Origin of the sequence: Jatrophihabitans sp. GAS493, assembly GCF_900230215.1 — a bacterium.
Lineage (GTDB): Bacteria > Actinomycetota > Actinomycetes > Mycobacteriales > Jatrophihabitantaceae > MT45.
The window spans coordinates 1,106,509-1,124,951 of sequence record NZ_LT907982.1 but is presented as its reverse complement, the minus strand read 5'-3'; the positions used below and the strand labels follow the sequence as shown (position 1 = coordinate 1,124,951).

Here is an 18,443-nt window from a genome sequence, read left to right as displayed (position 1 = left end):
CTGATGCCGGTGGTCCTGCGCAGCCGCCGGCCCGGGGTTCTGGTCATCACGAACTGGCGCGACTTGAAGCATCCACAAGCCGGCGGCGCCGAGGTGGTGTGCGAGGAGTTGGCGGCGCACTTCGCGGAGCAGGGCGAGGACGTGCTGCTTCTGGCCGCGCATGTCGACGGGCAGCGCAGGACCGAAGTAGTCAACGGCTACACCATCCGCCGGTCAGGCGGGCAGTTCACCGTCTATGCCGCCGCGCTGCTGTGGCTGGTGCGAAATCGTCGCCGGGTCTCCGCCGTGATCGACTCACAGAACGGCATTCCATTCTTCACTCCACTTGCGTTGCCCCGCCGCACACCGATCCTGCTGCTCCTGCATCACGTTCACCAGGAGCAGTTCGGGCAGTATTTTCCAGCCCCGATGGCCACCTTCGGCCGTTGGTTGGAGTCGACGGGATCTCGGCTGGTGTACCGCCGGCGTTCGATCATCACGGTATCGCCGTCAACCCGGCACCTGGCTCGTCAGCAGCTCGCACTAAAGGGTGAGATGCGTGTGGTGCCGCCGGGCTCACGTCCAGCGGGGGCGCTCGCCGCCGTGGTGCAGCGGACCGAGCACCCGTCGATCGTCACCGTCGGGCGCCTCGTTCCGCATAAGCGGACTAACCTCGTCATTGAGGCAATGCCCGGGCTGCTGCGCCAATACCCGCAGCTAAAGCTGAACATCGTCGGCTCCGGACCGGAGCTGGACGCGCTTCGGGACATCGTCAAGCGTCTCGGGGTCGGGAGCTCGGTCACGTTCCATTCGCAGTGTTCGAACCGTTCCCGAGACGAGCTTCTGGCCGCTTCGTGGCTCTGCATCAACGCCTCCTCCGGCGAGGGCTGGGGACTGTCGGTCATCGAGGCCAACGCCTTCGGCACACCGGTACTGGCCTTTGACCGCCCGGGTCTGCGGGATTCGATCCGGGACGGCGTCACCGGATGGCTGGCGCCGGAGGGAAGCCCGTTGGCCGCAGCCGCGGAGAACGCCCTGAACGAACTGCAGAACGAGACAACGGAGCGAGACATGCAGGTCTCGTGCCGGGCATGGGCCGCCAACTTCACCTGGGCGCAGATGGGTGAGAAAATCGATCACGCGTTGCTCGCCGAGGACGCGCGGCTCGAACTCGCCCGCCAAGATCGACGAACCTGGAGTGACCTCGGCGTGGTAGTCCACGTTCCACAGGAGTACGTGCCGGTCAATTGGTCACCGACGCTGCGCCACGAGGACCGGGTGGCCAACGATGCGTCAGGGATCTCGCTCTTCCTGGCCGGGGCCGACACGCTGAGCGTCCCGTCCATTCTCGCCCGGATCGGCCTCCCTTCCAGTGACGACCGACCGGAGATCTCGATCCGAGTTGCTCGAGGCCCAGACTTCATGGAGACACGCAACGGCACGGCAGGTATCAATGGCGTAGTGGAAGCAGCCTCCACCGACCGTGACTGACCTCCGACCAGCCCGCAGCAAGCACAGCGTCTCAGCCACGCTGCCCCCAGCACCACGCCGTTCACCGGCGCCAATCGTCTGGGGCGTGCCGATCTTCCTACTAGCCCTGACGATCCGGCTGCTGCACCTGAAATCCGCCTACAACATGTTCATAGACGAGGTCACTTACTCCGAGATCGCGACGAATCTTGCATCCGGCCATGGGTTGACATCATACGGAGCCCCCTTCGACCTGCACCCTCCGATGGTCTTCCTGACGCTCGGTGCTGTTGTGCGTCTCTTCGGGCTTCACGGCCACCCCCAAGACGTCATCTTCGCGCTACGCCCGGTGCCTGTCGTCTTCGGATCATTGACGGTGGTGCTCAGCTATCTGCTGGCCAGGCGCCTTACTGATTCACGGGCACTCCCGCTGGGCGTAGCGGCAGTCATCGCCCTTGACCCATTCCAGATCTCTTTTGACAGTCGAGTAATGCTGGAGGCTGAGGCTCAGTTCTTCGTCTGTCTCACCGTGCTTCTCCTCGCCCTTCTCGCCACCACCTTCGGTCGGCCGCGCGACGGCTCCAACCGTCTACGCACCATCCTCACCCTGCTCACCGGGGTGAGTTGCGGCGCCGCGTTCTGCAGTAAGGAGACGTTCGGTCTGGTCCTCGCGGCGACCCTGGGCCTAGCTGCCCTCTGCCGAGCCGCCGGGCCGCGGCGCAACCCGCTGACCGTTCTCGGTATCGGGTCGGCGATCTACGCCACGTCGACATTGACGGTCTGGCTCACCACGGGTTTCGCCCCGTGGTGGACGGCACACACCAGCGGCATATCGCGCCTGGTCGGTACTCAGCAGACGACCGGATTCAACGCCGCGACCACGCACGTCTCCCTCGCTGATCGACTACTGGCCAATCTCGGCGACCTGGCCGGCACGTATCTCCTGCTTTTCGCAGGCGGAGTCAGCGCGCTGATGCTCATTCGGCGACAGCGTCTGTGGGAGCGCAGCGAGCCGACAACGCCCCGCGAAGCAGTGCGGTCGCTGGTCTGTGTCTGGACCGTGGCCGCCTGCGGATACCTCACCTACGCGATGGCCATCGGGTCGCTCGAAGAACAGATGTACTACATAACGCTGGTTCCCTGCGTGCTGGCGATCGCCGCGGTTGTTCACCGCCTCCGGCAGGACCGACTGGACAGGGTTGCGCGGACGCTCTGGAGCGCGATCCTGCTTGTGCTGCTCCTCTTCGACTCCGCCGCCTGGTCTCGCATTCACCGCAGCGACAACAACCTCTACGCGCAGTTCTTCCGGTGGGAGCCGACGCACGTTGCCGCTGGGAGTCGAGTATCGGTCACCGAGTTCTCGGCTCAATTCCTGCTCAAGGACGTAGTCATCGGTAGGTGGTCGACCGCCGAGGCGTTGAAGCAGAATCACGCCGACTACATCCTGCTCAACACCGAGCTCGTCCGGCAGGGATACGGAGAGGGGAGCCCGGAATTCCTCCGGTATCTGCAGGCGAACGCGGATCCGGTCTTCGTCGCCCACTCGCGCAGCGATGGAGATCTCATCCTCTTCGACGTCCGAGCCTTGACAGCCGGATCTCACTGAGATGGCATCTGAAGCACCTTCAGCGCTGGCCGTCGGCGCGCGCTGGCTCACCCTTTCGACCTTCGTCGTTGGTGTCATCAACTACGCGTACTCATTCGCCCTGACCCGACTTCTCGCACCCGAGGAGTACGCGATCTTTGCCGCCGGCCAGGCCCTGCTACTCACGGCGGGAACCGTCGCCGTCTCCTCCATCCCCTGGATTCTGGCTAAGCAGCTGGCATCGACGACGCTCGATCGGACCGGACGTCAGCGAATCGTCAAGTTCGCACTGCTGATCAACACCGTCCAGGGCACGGTGGCCGGCTTCATCCTCTACGTCATCGGTCAATCGTTCGCCGATTCGACCAGTTCGCTGGTACTGGCCATCAGCGCCTTTTCGATCTTCGTCGCCTCCACCGCCGGCGGCTGGCTTCAGGGCACTCAGAGGTTCGGATTGCTCGCCTCCACCAAGGTTCTCGAGCCCGCGGTCAAGATAGCTTCAGGGCTCTCTCTCATCGGCCTCGGGGCTGGGGCGGCCGGCGCGCTCGGCGGCTTCGGACTCGGGTCGGCCGCGATCGTCGTCACCGGCTTCGTATTGATGCGCTCCGACATCGGACCGCTGTTCCGATCCTGGTCAGTCACCGGGCTCGCCGTCTGGCGTGACATCTTCGGCGTCGCCTCGATTCAGGGCCTCGTATCGGTGTTGGCCTCGGTCGACGTCGTCCTGGTCGCGGTGTTGGCGACCTCTCCGTCCGAAGCCGCCAGCTACCAGGCCAGCATGATCCTCTCTCGGATCCCCTTATTTCTGGGCGGTGCGATCGCGATAGTCGCGTTCCCGCTGATCGCCAAGCGACAACTGCGCGAGGGTGCCCTGCTGGACGTCTCGGTGCAGCTCTACCTTCGCATCGCAGTGCCCTTCGCGTGCGTGGTCGCCACCTTGCCGCTGTCCGTAATCTCGCTTCTCTTCCCAGCGGGATTTGACCGGGTCGCGGATGTGCTGCCCTACACGGCCGCATCCGGCTTCCTCATTGGACTCATCGAGTTGGTCTCAACTTTCTACCAGGCTCGCGCCGTCTACCGGCCAGCGCTGCTGCGCCAGTCGCTCGGACTGGTTGTCTCGCTGGTCGCGGTGCCGCTCGGCTGGCACTGGGCCGGACTCACCGGCATCGCCAGCGGCGCAATGATCGGCGCTGCATCCAGCGTTCTGCTGCTGCTTATCGACTGTCGGCGCCGGTGGCGGGTCTCGCTTCTCCCGCTCGGTTCCTTCTGGATCTTCGGCGCTGCTGTGGTGGCTGCGCTAAGCATCAGCCGGACGAGCCCGCTGCTATGGGTGGGGCTGAGCACGGTGCTGCTCGCAGTGCAGACTTATCGCGTGTTCTTCAGGAAATCAATCGCTGTCGCCCCGGACGCGCCAGCTCGCTCGCCCCGTCCCGACGGAAGCCCGACTGACCAAGGTAACGCCATGCGGATTCTTCACCTCGGCTTCGAGGATCATCGACGAGAGGGCAGTGGCGGCGGGTCACTGCGCAATCGAGAGGTCAATCGACGCCTGGCCGACCGGCACGCGATAACGGTGCTGACGACGAACTACAACGGCGCGACCGAGCGCGTCGAAGACGGTGTGCGCTACGTGCCGATCGGACTTCCAATCGGATACTTCCCCAGCCTGATGAGCTACTTTGCCGTGCTCCCGTTCGCGGCCCGCAAATACCAGGCCGATCTCGTAGTCGAAGAGTTCGCTGCCCCGCTGTCGAGCATCCTCATGCCGCTCTGGACCCAGCGGCCGACGCTCGCCTTGGTGCAGTGGCTAAACGCCAAAGAGAAGTCGAGGCAGTACAAGTTACCGTTCTTCATCTTCGAGTGGCTCGGGCTGCGCTGTTACAACCGGTTCGTCACGGTTTCGGAGGACATGCGAGCGAAGATTCTCGACTCTCGACCGAAGGCGCACGTCGACGTGATCGCGAATGGTGTCGACCGCGACATCTTCGATTACGACTTCCAGACCGGCGAGGATGTGCTGTTCATGGGGCGTCTGGAGACCGCTCAGAAGGGCATCGATCTGCTTCTGCAGGCCTACGCCCAGGTGGCCCCGCAGCTTCGAGGTCGACTGCTGATCGCTGGGGTCGGCCCAGACCAGGAGCGCCTACATACGTTGGTCGATTCCCTGCAAATCAGGGATCGGGTCGTCTTCGTCGGTCGGGTCGACGGGGAGGTCAAGCATCGACTGCTGGGCGAGGCCCGGGTAGTGGCGATGCCGTCGCGATTCGAAACGTTCGGGATCGTCGCCGTGGAGGCGCTGGCTAGCGGCACACCGGTGATCGCCTTTGACATTCCCTGTCTACGCGCCGTCATCCCTGACGACTGCGGCGTTCTCGTGCCCGCCTTCGAGGTCAGCCGCTTCGCCGCCGAGTTGCTGTCCCTCTACTCGGACACCGAACGGGTTGCTGCGATGGGTGAACAGGGTCGGATCTTTGCCCGTCAGTTTGACTGGGACTCGATCGCGTTGGACCAGGAACGAGCATATTTCAATGCGCTGGAGGCATCACGCGGCGCTCGGTAGCCGCGCAGCAATATTCAGTCGCCGACCGTGCTCGAGTTGCAGCGGTCAGTCGGCGGTCATACATTGGATTGGGGAATGTCGCTGGGTTGAAACTGCACCAGAAGGGCACCCATGGATCCCCGGTTGCGCGGACGTGCTGACCTGCTTCGTCGTGCCGGGCTGGTTCTCGGAATCCTGGCCCTCGGAGTCGGATCCGAGCGCGGCGCCGCCTCAGCACTCGCCTCCCCGGCTTCTGTCTCTCCCGTCGCCACTCCAGCAGTCGCCACTATCGCTGTCGCAGCTACTTCGTCGCCGACCCCAACGCCGGCGGCCAAACCTGCGATCACCCCCACGGCGCCGTGGTTCGGACTCATCGCTCCGACCACCGACCAGATAGCAACCCTCGCCCATGGCCAAGTGACCCGGATGACCCTAGGGCTGGGCTGGGACAGCATCGAACCGAAGCCGGGTGTCTTCAGCAGCTACGAGATCGGGTTGGTGGTCGCCCGGCTGACTGTCCTGCGAAACGCGGGCTATCACATCGTGCTCGATCTGGGTCTGCAATACCCTCCGTCGTGGGTCTTCGACTTGCCGGGCGCGACCCGATTCGTCGATCAGTACGGCGACGCGTGGCACGGCCCACTCTCACAGGACGTGCCAAATGCCGTCTTCAATCAGCAGGTGCGATCAGCCCAGCAGCAGTACATCGCCCACGTGGCTGCCGCGCTGGGGCCGAAGAACTTCGCGACGGTTCGAGTGGGCGGGCTGCTGTCGGGCGAGCTTCGCTACCCGCCGGCCACCTACAACGGACACTCGAATCTGCTCTGGGACTACGACGCCACCGCCCTAGCCCAGTCGCCGTACCCCAATTGGCGGCCGACGGTCGGCACCGGCGTCACGTCGGCGACCCAGGCGCGGGCCTCGTTGAAGTTCTACTACGACAGCCTGACCGGGTACGAAACCTGGTTGATGAAGACAGTAGCGGCCGCCTTCGGCTCGTTGAACCAGGAGATCCTGTTTCCATCGTGGGGACTGCGGCCGGGGATGACTGAGGCCGCGATCACCGCCGGCAATCGCGGTTCAACTAACGCCGAGATCAACGGCATGATCAGCTCCGGTCTCGACTGGCCGGCGCAGGTGGCGGCCATCTCCGCAGCACACATCAACGGCACGGTCTACTGCACGTGGCTAGACGCTCCCGCCCAGGGCAGCACCGCCGCGCAAGTCCCCCCGATCGACTACCTGGCCTCACTGGCCAAGCAGTACGCCCTCCCAGTCGCCGGCGAGAATACTGGCGGCGGCGGTCCGCTCGCCCTCTCCCTCGCCGTAAAGCGCGCGAAGGCGGACGGACTCACCGGCGTCATGTACATGTCGGGGTCGATGGTCGAGCAGGGCCGAGCCGGCGTGACGCTGCCGGCACTGCTGGCCGGACTGCGCGGCTGACGCCGACCCCGGCCAAGAGAGCGCCAAGAGGCATTGGCGATTCTCAGGGCGTCCTCGGTAGCGTCGTTCAGCGATGACTGATCACGAGGGGCCGTCCAACCGACCGGCCGGCAGCGGCGGGGGCGCGAGCTCTGAGTTCGGTCCAACGACCCGTACCGCGAGCGCGAAGACGCCGAAACCACGCTTCTTCGACAAGTACCTGCCGGACGCCTGGGCCGCCCGGCGGCTGCGCAAGCGCCGCCGGATCGCCGCCATGTCCCGCCCCAAGCGGGTGGGGCGCCGCTTCGGCGTCATCGGCACCTGGCTGCTGGCCGGGCTGGCGCTGCTCATGGTCGTCTCGGTCTTCGCCGTCTACCGCCTCAGCGACGTCCCCCGCCAGGAGAGCATCAACAACCAGCTGGTGACGATCGAGTACTCCGACGGTTCCGTGCTCGCGCAATCGGGTACCAACCGGACCCTGGTCACCCTCGACCAGGTCTCCAAGAATGTCCAGTGGGCCGTCATCGCCGCCGAGGACCGTAACTTCTACAGCGAGCCCGGTGTCTCGATCAGCGGCATCGGGCGGGCCGTCCTCAATGACATCAAGGGCGGAGACACCCAGGGTGGATCGGGGCTCACCCAGCAGTACGTCAAGAACGCGTACCTCAACAGCGACCGGACACTGAGCCGGAAACTGCGTGAGATCGCGATATCGGTGAAACTGGCCCGCAACTACACCAAGGACGAGATCCTCGAGTACTACCTGAACACCGTCTACTTCGGTCGGGGGGCATGGGGGGTAGAGGCCGCGGCGAAGGCGTACTTCAACACCACCGCGGCCAAGCTGAACGTCGCCCAGAGTGCGTTGCTGGCCGCCGTGCTGCGCTCACCGACGTACTACGACCCGGCCAACAACCCGACCGAGTCGAAGGCCCGCTGGGACTACGTCATCGAGGGCCTGGTCGAGACGAAGCACCTCGACACCGAGACGGCGGCGGCGACCAAGTTCCCGGCCACCATCCCGCCCTCGGACATGACCTTCAGCGGACCGAACGCCCTCATCGCCCGCGCCGTGACGGCCGAGGTGGAGGCGCACGGCCTCTCCGCCGAACAGGTTCAGGCCGGCGGCTTGATCATCAAGACCACGATCGACCGCAACGCCCAGGCCGCCGCCCAGCGCGCGATCACGACGACGTTCAGCAAGCTGACGGCCAAGCAGAAGAACATGAAGAACGCACTGGTCGCGATCAACCCCAGTGACGGCGGCGTGATCGCCTACTACGGCGGCCCCAACGGCACTGACTACGCCGGCCAGCCCGACACCTTCGACTACGCCGGCGACGGCGTGCGCCCGCCGGGCTCCACCTTCAAGCCGTTCGTCCTCGCGACCGCCCTGTCCCAGACGCTGAATGGCACCGGCAACCCGCCGACCGCGATCAACTCGCTGGTCAACGGCAGCTTCGCGGCCGAGATTCCGGGCACCGGTGTGACCATTCACAACGACCCGGGCGACAAGACCAAGAGCCGCGCGCTGATCCCGGTGGCCACCGCGATGAAGTACTCGCTGAACACCACCTTCGACCTGATGGCCAACAGTGCCGGGCCGGACAAGGTGGCCGAGACCGCCTACAACCTCGGTGTCGCCCGCACCCTCGGCGGCAAGAACACCCTGCAGGAGCCCGACGGAAGCACCAACTTCGGCATCGGCATCGGCGGGTACCCAGTTCGTCCGATCGACATGGCAGCCGGCTACGCAACGCTGGCCAACGCCGGCAAGGCCAACTCGCCCTACCTGGTCACCAGCGTCACCGACCTGGCCGGCAACACCCTCTACAAGCACACCGCCAGCACCACCCAGGGGGTCGACGCGAAGGTCGCCAACGACGTCACCATGACGCTGGAGCCGATCGCCTCCTACAGCGGCTTCGGCCTCGCGGACGGGCGGGCCTCGGCCGCCAAGACAGGCACCGAGGGGAACAACAAGGGCGTCGGCGGGACGGACAACTCCGACGCCTGGACGGTCGGCTACACGCCTCAGGTGAGCGCGGCGGTCTGGGTCGGCAGTGGCGACAACTCCTCGATCTTCAACGCCGCGGGCAAGCCCGAGTACGGCTCCGACCTGCCGGGGAAGACGTGGAAGGCGTTCATGGACGCGTACCTGAAGGGCAAGCCGAAGTTGCCGTTGGCCAGTAAGCAGGAGATCAGCGAGAACGGCGCGATCCCGGCCAGCACGCCGACGCCGACCCCGGCTCCCTCGACCACTCCGAGCAGCACCCCGTCGCCGACCCCGGCGACCCGGTCGACCCCCACCCCCGTGCCGACCCAGCAGCCGGTGGTGACCCCGACTCCCAAGCCGGTCGTCACCCCGAAGCCGAAGCCGACACCGCAGCCGACGCCGACGCCGGCCGTGCCGACCGGCGCCCAGCAGACAGCCGCCGTCGGCGGCTAGTTGAGCCGGGGGCAGACCGGCGGTGGCTTGAGGCTGGCTTGAGGCTGGCTCGAGGCGGACTGAGACGGGCTGAAGCGGACTGCGGCGGGCTGGGCGATGGTCCGTCGCGGCCTCGGTCATCCCGCGTGCGACGATTCGAAGGTGACGACTCCTGAGGCCGGCGAGACCGTGCCGCCGCCCGAGTTGCCCACCAGCCCCTCCGCCCCGGAGATCGAACAGCCGCCACCGAGCTGGATAGACACCACCGTGGCCAAGGCCACTGGCGCGCTCGGTGGCCCGTGGGGCCGGCACGCCGGGAACTCCGGTTGGTGGTCGCCGATCAGGGTGCTGCTGGCGCTGGCGTCGATCACGCTGGTTCTCGGCTTTGCCCAGAAGTCGCCCTGCGCCAGCGGCAACTGGACGAGCAACCTCCAGTACACGCACGCCTGCTACAGCGACGTCATCCCGCTCTGGAGCACCGAACGCTTCGACGTCCACGCGGTCCCGTACCGCGATCAGGTGAACGAGTACCCGGTGCTCACCGGCGCGTTCATGTACGTCACCGCACTGCTGACCTACGCCGTGCACCACCTGCTGCCCGACAACGCGGAGAGCTCGCTCTTCGGCATGCTCACTTCGCTGCTGCTGGCCGCCTGCGCGCTGCTCGCGGTCGCGGCGACGGCTCAGGCGGCCGGGCGGCGGCCGTATGACGCGGCGATCTTCGCCGTGAGCCCGCTGCTGGTCTTCCACGCCTTCACCAACTGGGACCTGCTGGCGATCGCGCTGGCCAGCTGCGCGCTCTGGGCCTGGTCGCGGCGACAACCGGCCCTGGCTGGTGTCCTCATCGGCCTCGGTACTGCGGCGAAGCTGTACCCGGTGCTGCTGCTGCTGCCGATAGTCGTGCTGGCGATTCGCACCCGCCGCTATCGGCCGGCGGTGTGGGCCGTCGGCGCTGCGGCGGCGGCCTGGCTGGTCGTGAATCTGCCTATCGCGATCGCCTACAACACCGGCTGGCGCGGATTCTTCGACTTCAACGTCGAGCGCTCGACTGAGGCCGACACGCTCTGGTACATCGTGCATCACCTGGCCACCGCGGGCCTCGACCCGTCCTATCAGGATTGGAAGCCGCCGGGCCTGCTGGTGGCAATCGTGGTCATGCTCGGGCTGGCCGCGGTCGCCGCGGTCGGGCTGTTGGCCCGCCGAAAGCCCCGGGTGGCACAGTTGGCGTTCCTGGCCGTGGCGATCTTCCTGCTCACCACCAAGATCTGGAGCCGGCAGTACTCGCTCTGGCTGCTGCCGCTGGTGGCACTGGCCCGGCCCCGGTGGCGCGCCGCGTTGCTCTGGCAGTTCAGCGAGATCGCCGTCTGGATCAGCTTCCTGCTCTGGCTGATGGGCACCAACAACAAGGGCATCGACTACGGGCCGCTGATGACGGTGGTACTAATCCGCGACGCCGCCCTTATCGCTTTGATGGGCCTGGTCGTACGCGACATTCTGCGGCCCGAGCACGACGTCGTCCGCCAGCATGGCCTGGACGATCCCGGCGGTGGCGTCTTCGACAACGTGCGTGACTACTGGGCCGACGGTTTCGCCCTGCGTGCCTACCGGGAGCGGGCCGCAGCCCGGGCGCAGGTCCGCTACGAGGCCAGCGCCGACGCCCGGGCTCAGGCCCGGGCCGACTCCGACGAAGACGGCCCAGCTGACGCGAGTGCGGATTCACGCGCCGATTTCAAGAAGCCGATGTCCTCGGACTGACCCTCGGCCGGCGTCTCCACCAGCACGTCACAGCCGGCCGCCGTGGCAATGGCGGCGATCTGCGCCGGATCGATGCTCCCGGCGCCGAAGTTCGCGTGCCGGTCGGCGCCGGAGTCGAAGGCGTCGCGGCTGTCGTTGGCGTGCACCAGATCGATCCGGCCGGTGATGCCCCGCACCCGTTCGACGATGCCGTCGAGGTCCTCTCCGCCGGCGAACGCGTGGCAGGTATCCAGGCAGAACCCCGGGTTGAAGTCACCGATGGCGTCCCAGAGCCGGGCCAGCCGGTCGAACCGGCGGGCCACGGCGTTGGAGCCGCCGGCGGTGTTCTCGATGAGGATCGGCAGCGGAAACCCGCCGTTGTCGTCCTGGGCCTGGACGAAGGCCTTGCGCCAGTTGTCGACGCCGATCGCCGGGTCCTCGTCCTTGCCGAGGTGCCCACCGTGCACGATGAGCCCCTTCGCGCCGATCGCCGCTGCGCCGGCGGCGTGCTGGGCCAGGATCTTGCGGCTCGGGATGCGGATGCGGTTGTTGGTTGTCGCCAGGTTCAGCACATACGGCGAGTGGATGTAGACGGTGAGATCGCTGGCCTGAATCTCGGCCTGCAGTTCATGCGGCTTCGGAGCCTTCCAGCCCTGCGGATCGGCGAGGAAGAACTGGATCACCTCGGCGCCGTTGGCTCGGGCCGCCGACAGCGGGTCAACCGAATCGACGTGGGCTCCGATCGCGGTGCCGGGGAGGCTCTTCTCACTCATAGCTGCGAGGCTACTGCCGTACCCCCGAACTCCTCCGGCTTGGGGAGTCTTCTTCCCGGATTCCGGGAACTTAACTCCCCACAACGTGTGGCGCGAGGGTCTTCGCGTCCAGGCGGCTCAGCACCCGCTGCGAGATGGCGGAGAGGGTGGCGATCTCATCTGGCGTCATCACGTCGACGAATACCTCGCGCACCGTCTCGACGTGCGAAGGAGCGGCCCGTTCGATGACCTCACGCCCGGCCGGCGTGAGCGCGAAGATCGTGCCGCGGGCGTCGGTCGGGCATTCGCGGCGCTCAACGAGACCGCGTTCCTGCATCCGGCGCAGTTGGTGGGAGAGGCGGCTGCGGTCCCAGCTCACCCCGCGAGCCAGGTCCCGGGCCCGCAGGCCGTCCTCGGTGGCCTCCGACAGTGGCACCAGCAGGGCGTAGTCTGCGCCCGACAGCCCTGACTCGGTGCTCAGTTGCTGCTCGACCGCCTGATCCAGGCGCATCCACATGAGACGGAACGATCGCCACATGCAGGCCTCCTGCTCGTTGAGCCACCTTGGTTTGGTCATGTCAACCACTATAGCCGGATGTTGTTGACACGTCATCAATCTGGTGTAATATTGTTGACAGATCAACAACCTGCTTCGCCGGGTCGGGCTCCGTTCGTGAGGGCCGCTCACGCCCGACCTGCACACACAACCAGTCAACAACAACTCTCAGGAGAAGAAATGACCACCGCAGTGAACGCCTCCACCGTCACCGGCGACTACACCATCGACGCCGCGCACTCCCGTCTCGGCTTTGTCGCCCGCCACGCCATGGTGACCAAGGTCCGCGGCCAGTTCGAGTCGTTCGAGGGCAGCCTGCACCTCGACGTGGAGAACCCGGCCGCCTCGAGCGCCGAGATCAGCATCGACGTCGTCAGCGTCAACACCGCCAGCGAGCAGCGCGACGGCCACCTGCGCACCAACGACTTCTTCGACGCCCCGACCTTCCCGAAGATCACCTTCAAGTCCACCTCGGTCGAGAAGGTCAGTGACTCGGAGTACAAGGTCACCGGCGACCTCACCATCAAGGACGTCACCAAGTCCGTCACCGTCGAGTGGGAGTTCAACGGCGTCGCCACCGATCCGTACGGCAACCTGCGCGCCGGCTTCGAAGGCAAGACCACGCTCAACCGCAGCGACTACGGCATCAACTTCAACGCTGCGCTCGACGCGGGCGGCGTGCTCGTCTCCGAGAAGATCACCCTCGAGTTCGACGTATCCGCCATCAAGACTGTCTGATCTGCGCCGCGTCAGCGGCTCAACATCAGCCTCAGACGGGCCCGACTCGTCCAGCTTGCGCTATCCGGGGGGACTGCGCGGCGGACGGGTCGGGCCCTTCTTGTTCGCGTGAAGAAGTGGGCCTGACCGCGTCCACGTTTCGGGCCATCGCTTGCCCGGACGAAGCGACTGCGCGGCGTCCGACCACTCTTCGCATGGAATTGCCGATCTGCAGCCCGAAGCCGGCAAGTCCGGGTGAAAAGCCGGTTCGATAGAGGACTATGCGCCTATCTAGCAGAGAGACTAGATTCCGTTAGATCGGGCGAGAGACCACCGACCACCCGCTTCCGTCGCGCCGCCCACTGCAGCTTGCTCCGCACAGCGTCGAACCACCCGGCCCAACCGACGCCCCCCGGGACAGAGTTCAGCGCAGACCCCGACGATTTCGTGGTTCAGCCGCGCTACGGGTACTCTGTAAAGGTTGTTTGCTCGACGTCCGACCCCTGTGTCTGATCCAACGTCGGGCACCCTCCTGCCGCAGATCGTCTGCGGCCGACTAGCCCATAGGAGGCCGAAGTATGGCAAGCCTTACGCGCCATTACGAAGTCATGGTCATTCTCGACCCGAACCTTGACGAGCGCACCGTCGCTCCGTCGCTGGACACGTTCCTCAGCGTCGTGCGAAATGACGGCGGCACCGTCGAGAAGGTTGATATCTGGGGCAAGCGTCGCTTCGCCTACGAGATCAACAAGCACACCGAAGGCATCTACGCCGTCATCGATCTGCAGGCCGAGCCGGCATCCGTGCTCGAGCTCGACCGCCAGCTCAACCTCAACGAGTCCGTGCTCCGCACCAAGGTGCTGCGCCCGACTCCGCAGAAGCCGGCGAAGATCAAGGCTGCGGCGGTCTAAGGGTGGCCGGCGAAACCGTCATCACCGTCATCGGCAACATCACCGCCGATCCGGAGCTGCGTTTCACCCCGTCCGGGGCTGCTGTCGCCAACTTCACCGTTGCCTCGACGCCTCGCACCCTCGACAAGGCCAGCAACGAGTGGAAGGACGGCGAAGCGCTGTTCCTACGCTGCTCGATCTGGCGCCAGGCCGCCGAGAACGTCGCCGAGTCGCTTACCCGCGGCACCCGCGTCGTTGTCACCGGCCGGCTCAAGCAGCGTTCCTATGAGACGAAGGAAGGCGAGAAGCGCACGGTCGTCGAACTCGAAGTTGACGAGATCGGCCCGTCGCTGCGCTACGCAACCGCCAAGGTGAACCGCTCATCGCGGGGCTCCGAGGGTGGTTTCGGCGGAGGGTCATCCGGTGGCTTCGGCTCCGGTGGCGGACGCTCGAACGAGCCCGCCGACGACCCATGGGGTTCAGCACCGCCGGCCGGCGGTCTCTCTGACGAGCCCCCCTTCTAAATCTCACTTCCCAGCAAGAATTAACGGAGAATCACCATGGCAAAGCCACCCATTCGCAAGCCGAAGAAGAAGTCGAACCCGCTGGTCACCGCAAAGATCGGCTACATCGACTACAAGGACACCACCCTGCTGCGCAAGTTCATCTCCGACCGCGGCAAGATCCGCGCTCGTCGGGTGACCGGCGTCAGCTCCCAGCAGCAGCGCGAGATCGCCAAGGCGATCAAGAACGCCCGCGAGATGGCGCTGCTGCCCTACACCTCGACCGCTCGCTAAGGAGGACGAAGAATATGAAGCTCATCCTCACCCGCGAAGTCAGTGGTCTGGGACTCGCCGGCGACATCGTCGAGGTCGCTGACGGCTACGGCCGCAACTTCCTCGTCCCGCGCGGCGCGGCCATCATGTGGTCCTCGGGCGCCGAGAAGCAGATCGTGCAGATCAAGCGGGCCCGTGACACCCGGGAGATCCGCGACCGCGGCCACGCCCAGGAGATCAAGACCGACCTCGAGAAGCTCTCGGTCTCGCTGGTCGCGCACGCCGGCAACGGCGGCAAGCTCTTCGGCTCGGTCACCACGGCGGACGTCGCCGCGGCGGTCAAGAAGGCCGGCGGCCCGCTGCTGGACAAGAAGCGCATCAACCTGCCGGGGCACATCAAGACGGTCGGCTCGCACGTCGTCACCGTCGACCTGCACCCGGACGTCGTGGCCTCGGTGCCGCTGAACGTCACCGCAGGCTAGCGATACGGCCCGATAGCAACAAGCTGGTCCAGACGGCCCGGCGCTCGCTCCCATCTGGGGGCGGCGCCGGGCCGTTCTGCGTTCCCCAGCGAGCCCACCCGTCCGAAGGTCCTGCACTATGCGTACCCGGGCGCCCGATTCGCAGGATCGTCACGAGCGGACCGAATTAATAGTTTGCCGCGCAACCTTGTTGGATATTGCTCAGGTGACGTCCCTGAGAGCCGATTGGACAGGTGTGCAGACCGGTCCGAGACTGGCCATCTGGACGAATATGCAGAGATTGACCAGCAGTTGCGAGTCGTTCACCGGCACTCTGTCGAGTCATCGGCTCCACGCAGTGCAGAAGCGTGATTACACACAGCGGTTGAATTCGGACACCACAATTTGGCCCCGTTCAACACTTGTCAAATCGACATAAAATCTGCGTTAGGTCTGGTGGGCTTCCTTTGGGCTGCCTCGATCAACATCTCGAACTATTTTTCGTCCACACCCTGAGCAGAACACAGCCCAGCAAATCCAGGGGGTTTGGGGAAAACTTGTTCGGCGTGCACAGTCTTGTCCACAACCTGTTAACAACGTGTTTGGAAGTTGCGCACAGCCAGCGCACACCGTTATCCACAGGGTCGTTTCTCAAACTCGCGGGACAGGCATAGCGTCCTCTTCGAGATAGCGCATCACCGAATGCGCTGCCCCCGCTCACCGCAGCCGAGAAAATTGTCAGACCCTGCGCGTAAACCAACCTGTGTCTCTGCAGGTTGGCCGATGCGCTGCGTTCTGAGTGCCTCAGCTACATATCGAAAGGCCCGGCTTCGTGGTTCTCGCTGACGACACCCGCGTGTCACCGTCCTCAGCGCCGGGGGCCCGTGGGCATGCACCCACCGAGTACGACCGGACACCCCCGCAGGACATCGCCGCCGAGCAGTCGGCGCTGGGCGGCATGCTGTTGAGCAAGGACGCCATCGCCGACGTCATCGAGGTGCTCCGCCCCACCGATTTCTACCGACCGGCCCACCAGGTCATCTTCGACGCCGTCCTGAACCTCTACGGACGCGGCGAGCCGGCCGACGCCGTCACCATCTCAGCCGAACTGACCCGCATCGGGCAGCTGGCCCGCGTCGGCGGCGCGGCGTACCTGCACACGCTCATCTCGATGGTGCCGACTGCGGCCAACGCCGGCTACTACGCCCAGATCGTGGCTGAGCGGGCGACGCTGCGCCGGCTGGTCACCGCCGGCACCCGCATCGTGCAGATGGGCTACGACACGGCCTCTGGCAGTGCCGACATCGTGGGCAGCGTCGACGAGGTGGTGGACCGGGCCCAGGCCGAGGTCTACGACGTCACCGAGCGCCGCACCAGCGAGGACTACGTCGTCATCGGCAGCCTGCTGGAGGCAACCCTCGACGAGGCGGAGCGCATCCAGAGCTCAGGCGGCGTCGGCCTCGGCATCCCCACCGGGTTCGCCCGTCTGGACGAACTCACCAACGGCCTGCACCCGGGGCAGATGATCACGCTGGCCGGGCGCCCCGGTAGCGGTAAGAGCACGCTCGCACTGGACTTCGCCCGGGCGTCGGCGATCAAGCACAAGAAGCCGACGGTCATCTTCTCCCTCGAGATGGGGAAGCTCGAGATCATGATGCGGCTCTTCTCGGCCGAGGCGACGGTCCCGCTGAACAACATGCGCTCGGGGCATATGAGCGATCAGGACTGGACCCGGATGGCGCGTCGCTCCGGCGAGATGGCCGAGGCGCCGTTGTTCATCGACGATTCGCCCAACCTCACCATGATGGAGATCCGGGCCAAGGCGCGGCGGCTGAAACAGCGCCACGACCTGCAGATGATCGTCATCGACTACCTGCAGCTCATGACGTCCGGCAAGCGCGTCGAATCCCGCCAGCAGGAGGTCAGCGAGTTCAGCCGCGCGATCAAGCTACTGGCCAAGGAGCTCGAGGTGCCGGTGATCGCGCTGAGCCAGCTCAACCGTGGACCCGAGCAGCGCACCGACAAGAAGCCGATGCTCTCGGACCTCCGTGAGTCCGGGTCCATCGAGCAGGACTCCGACCTCGTCATCCTGGTGCACCGCGAGGATATGTACGAGAAGGAGTCGGCCCGTGCGGGCGAGGCCGACCTGATCATCGCCAAGCACCGTAACGGCCCGACCCGGACCGTTCCCGTTAGTTTTCAAGGCCATTACAGCCGTTTCATGGATATGCCGGAGTAGCTCTGCCCACGGATGGGCGTTCGGGGACGCGACCGGAGAGAGGCCAGCTGGCTGGGGTCAATTGGAACTCTTCGGTTGTGTGTACCGGTTGTTGACGGACGCAAGTCTGGGGGTCAGCGGCCGGTGTGCTGGGGGTGATGGGCCGGAGACGGGCGATGGGGATCGCCGCGTCTCCGGCCCAACCACGGCGTGGGGCAGCGTGGGGCGATGCCATTCTTCGGCGCCGACGCAGGTGGCGTCAGCGCGCGTCGCGGGCGGCTTGGCGACGGGCGCCGGCCGCGATCGACGAGGCGTCGCGCTTCTTGCGTCCGCTCGACTTCGCCGGCCGACGCTTCACCGACTTCATCGCTGACGGCCCAGTGCTCTTGGCCGGTGGCGTGGCAGGCGTCCCGCGGGCCGCGCGGGCGGCCGCCAGACGCTCGGCCTTCAACTCGGCCGCGCTGCTGCGGGCCGCCTTGGCCAGCGCCGTGCTGACCTTCGCCAACGCTGCTTCGAAGATCTCAGCCTTGTCGGCCGCTCGTCGATTTGCCGGACGCGCCTTGCCCCGCCCCCCAGCACCGGCGACGCGCTCGGCGGCCGCACGCCGGTACTGCCCGACATACTTCGTTCGAGCACGGCGCACACGGGTGTGGAGATCCACCAGTTCGTCCTCGTTCATCGCCGACAGAACGCTGGATTCGGTTTCCCGCACAACGGCCAGTTCGTCGTCGCTCAGAGCCATCATCAACGCAGTCATGGTTGTCCTCGACAGAGTCTCGGCGGATTTGACGACCACGCTACCCCCGCAGGCCCCGAAATGACCCCGGCAGTCTGTTCCGTCAAACGACCGGATTGCCGTCCTCGGTTCGGCTTGCCGCGTCGCCGCTCACCCTGCGCGAGGGAGGCGTGACTGAGG

At 65.9% G+C, this 18,443-nt stretch carries 15 protein-coding genes; 12 read left to right on the top strand and 3 right to left on the bottom strand.

Annotation, left to right across the window (positions count from 1 at the left end):
• The first annotated feature begins 3 nt into the window (after positions 1–3).
• The 6 genes from CPH63_RS05170 (at position 4) to CPH63_RS05145 (ending at position 11,178) form a co-directional block, all read left to right on the top strand.
• Positions 4–1,470 (top strand): glycosyltransferase family 4 protein, encoded by a 1,467-nt coding sequence (locus tag CPH63_RS05170; protein ID WP_096301868.1) that lies wholly within the window; start codon positions 4–6, stop codon positions 1,468–1,470.
• A complete protein-coding gene (locus CPH63_RS05165; protein ID WP_096301867.1) occupies positions 1,463–3,055 on the top strand; it encodes a phospholipid carrier-dependent glycosyltransferase in 1,593 nt (530 codons plus the stop codon). The genes CPH63_RS05170 and CPH63_RS05165 overlap by 8 nt, the downstream gene beginning before the upstream one ends.
• Before the next feature lies 1 nt (position 3,056).
• Entirely contained in the window at positions 3,057–5,594 is a 2,538-nt protein-coding gene (locus CPH63_RS05160) for a glycosyltransferase (protein ID WP_096301866.1), read from the top strand.
• 123 nt (positions 5,595–5,717) lie between these two features.
• Entirely contained in the window at positions 5,718–7,016 is a 1,299-nt protein-coding gene (locus CPH63_RS05155; protein ID WP_157749290.1) for a hypothetical protein, read from the top strand.
• A gap of 73 nt (positions 7,017–7,089) precedes the next feature.
• The gene (locus tag CPH63_RS05150) at positions 7,090–9,444 is read left to right on the top strand and encodes a transglycosylase domain-containing protein (protein ID WP_096301864.1); all 2,355 of its coding nucleotides are present in this window, start codon (positions 7,090–7,092) and stop codon (positions 9,442–9,444) included.
• A 141-nt stretch (positions 9,445–9,585) separates the two neighbouring features.
• The gene (locus CPH63_RS05145) at positions 9,586–11,178 is read left to right on the top strand and encodes a glycosyltransferase family 87 protein (protein WP_157749289.1); all 1,593 of its coding nucleotides are present in this window, start codon (positions 9,586–9,588) and stop codon (positions 11,176–11,178) included.
• Here the strand turns inward: CPH63_RS05145 and CPH63_RS05140 are convergent.
• Together CPH63_RS05140 and CPH63_RS05135 are read right to left on the bottom strand one after the other, a co-directional pair.
• Positions 11,088–11,930: a deoxyribonuclease IV gene (locus CPH63_RS05140; RefSeq protein ID WP_096301862.1), complete on the bottom strand. Its 843-nt coding sequence runs from the start codon at positions 11,928–11,930 to the stop codon at positions 11,088–11,090. The two genes, CPH63_RS05145 and CPH63_RS05140, sit on opposite strands and share 91 nt — an antisense overlap.
• Before the next feature lie 70 nt (positions 11,931–12,000).
• Positions 12,001–12,486: a MarR family winged helix-turn-helix transcriptional regulator gene (locus CPH63_RS05135; RefSeq protein ID WP_096301861.1), complete on the bottom strand. Its 486-nt coding sequence runs from the start codon at positions 12,484–12,486 to the stop codon at positions 12,001–12,003.
• Between the two features lie 159 nt (positions 12,487–12,645).
• Here CPH63_RS05135 and CPH63_RS05130 point away from each other — a divergent pair, with 159 nt between their 5' ends.
• The 6 genes from CPH63_RS05130 to dnaB all read left to right on the top strand — a co-directional run bounded on the left by CPH63_RS05130 (position 12,646) and on the right by dnaB (position 17,548).
• Entirely contained in the window at positions 12,646–13,203 is a 558-nt protein-coding gene (locus CPH63_RS05130; RefSeq protein WP_096301860.1) for a YceI family protein, read from the top strand.
• 557 nt (positions 13,204–13,760) lie between these two features.
• The gene (rpsF, locus tag CPH63_RS05125; RefSeq protein WP_091352083.1) at positions 13,761–14,093 is read left to right on the top strand and encodes a 30S ribosomal protein S6; all 333 of its coding nucleotides are present in this window, start codon (positions 13,761–13,763) and stop codon (positions 14,091–14,093) included.
• Between the two features lie 2 nt (positions 14,094–14,095).
• Positions 14,096–14,596: a single-stranded DNA-binding protein gene (locus tag CPH63_RS05120; RefSeq protein WP_091352086.1), complete on the top strand. Its 501-nt coding sequence runs from the start codon at positions 14,096–14,098 to the stop codon at positions 14,594–14,596.
• 36 nt (positions 14,597–14,632) lie between these two features.
• Positions 14,633–14,869 carry a 30S ribosomal protein S18 gene (gene rpsR, locus CPH63_RS05115; RefSeq protein WP_091352088.1) on the top strand — a complete coding sequence of 79 codons (237 nt, stop codon included), beginning with the start codon at positions 14,633–14,635 and terminating at the stop codon, positions 14,867–14,869.
• A gap of 14 nt (positions 14,870–14,883) precedes the next feature.
• Complete coding sequence (rplI, locus tag CPH63_RS05110) at positions 14,884–15,330, top strand: 50S ribosomal protein L9 (protein ID WP_096301859.1); 447 nt, start codon at positions 14,884–14,886, stop codon at positions 15,328–15,330.
• Between the two features lie 811 nt (positions 15,331–16,141).
• Positions 16,142–17,548 (top strand): replicative DNA helicase, encoded by a 1,407-nt coding sequence (gene dnaB, locus CPH63_RS05105; protein WP_241895819.1) that lies wholly within the window; start codon positions 16,142–16,144, stop codon positions 17,546–17,548.
• A gap of 238 nt (positions 17,549–17,786) precedes the next feature.
• Here dnaB and CPH63_RS05100 read toward each other — a convergent pair whose 3' ends face one another.
• The gene (locus tag CPH63_RS05100; RefSeq protein WP_096304960.1) at positions 17,787–18,284 is read right to left on the bottom strand and encodes a hypothetical protein; all 498 of its coding nucleotides are present in this window, start codon (positions 18,282–18,284) and stop codon (positions 17,787–17,789) included.
• Positions 18,285–18,443: the final 159 nt, after the last annotated feature.

Bases quoted from the DNA above. Each gene is read 5' to 3' on its own strand.
- CPH63_RS05160 (WP_096301866.1), top strand. From the start codon at position 3,057: ATGGCATCTGAAGCACCTTCAGCGCTGGCCGTCGGCGCGCGCTGGCTC.
- CPH63_RS05170 (WP_096301868.1), top strand. From the start codon at position 4: ATGCCGGTGGTCCTGCGCAGCCGCCGGCCCGGGGTTCTGGTCATCACG.
- CPH63_RS05135 (WP_096301861.1), bottom strand. From the start codon at position 12,486: ATGACCAAACCAAGGTGGCTCAACGAGCAGGAGGCCTGCATGTGGCGA.
- CPH63_RS05130 (WP_096301860.1), top strand. From the start codon at position 12,646: ATGACCACCGCAGTGAACGCCTCCACCGTCACCGGCGACTACACCATC.
- CPH63_RS05150 (WP_096301864.1), top strand. From the start codon at position 7,090: ATGACTGATCACGAGGGGCCGTCCAACCGACCGGCCGGCAGCGGCGGG.
- CPH63_RS05140 (WP_096301862.1), bottom strand. From the start codon at position 11,930: ATGAGTGAGAAGAGCCTCCCCGGCACCGCGATCGGAGCCCACGTCGAT.
- rpsF (WP_091352083.1), top strand. From the start codon at position 13,761: ATGGCAAGCCTTACGCGCCATTACGAAGTCATGGTCATTCTCGACCCG.
- rpsR (WP_091352088.1), top strand. From the start codon at position 14,633: ATGGCAAAGCCACCCATTCGCAAGCCGAAGAAGAAGTCGAACCCGCTG.
- CPH63_RS05100 (WP_096304960.1), bottom strand. From the start codon at position 18,284: ATGACTGCGTTGATGATGGCTCTGAGCGACGACGAACTGGCCGTTGTG.
- rplI (WP_096301859.1), top strand. From the start codon at position 14,884: ATGAAGCTCATCCTCACCCGCGAAGTCAGTGGTCTGGGACTCGCCGGC.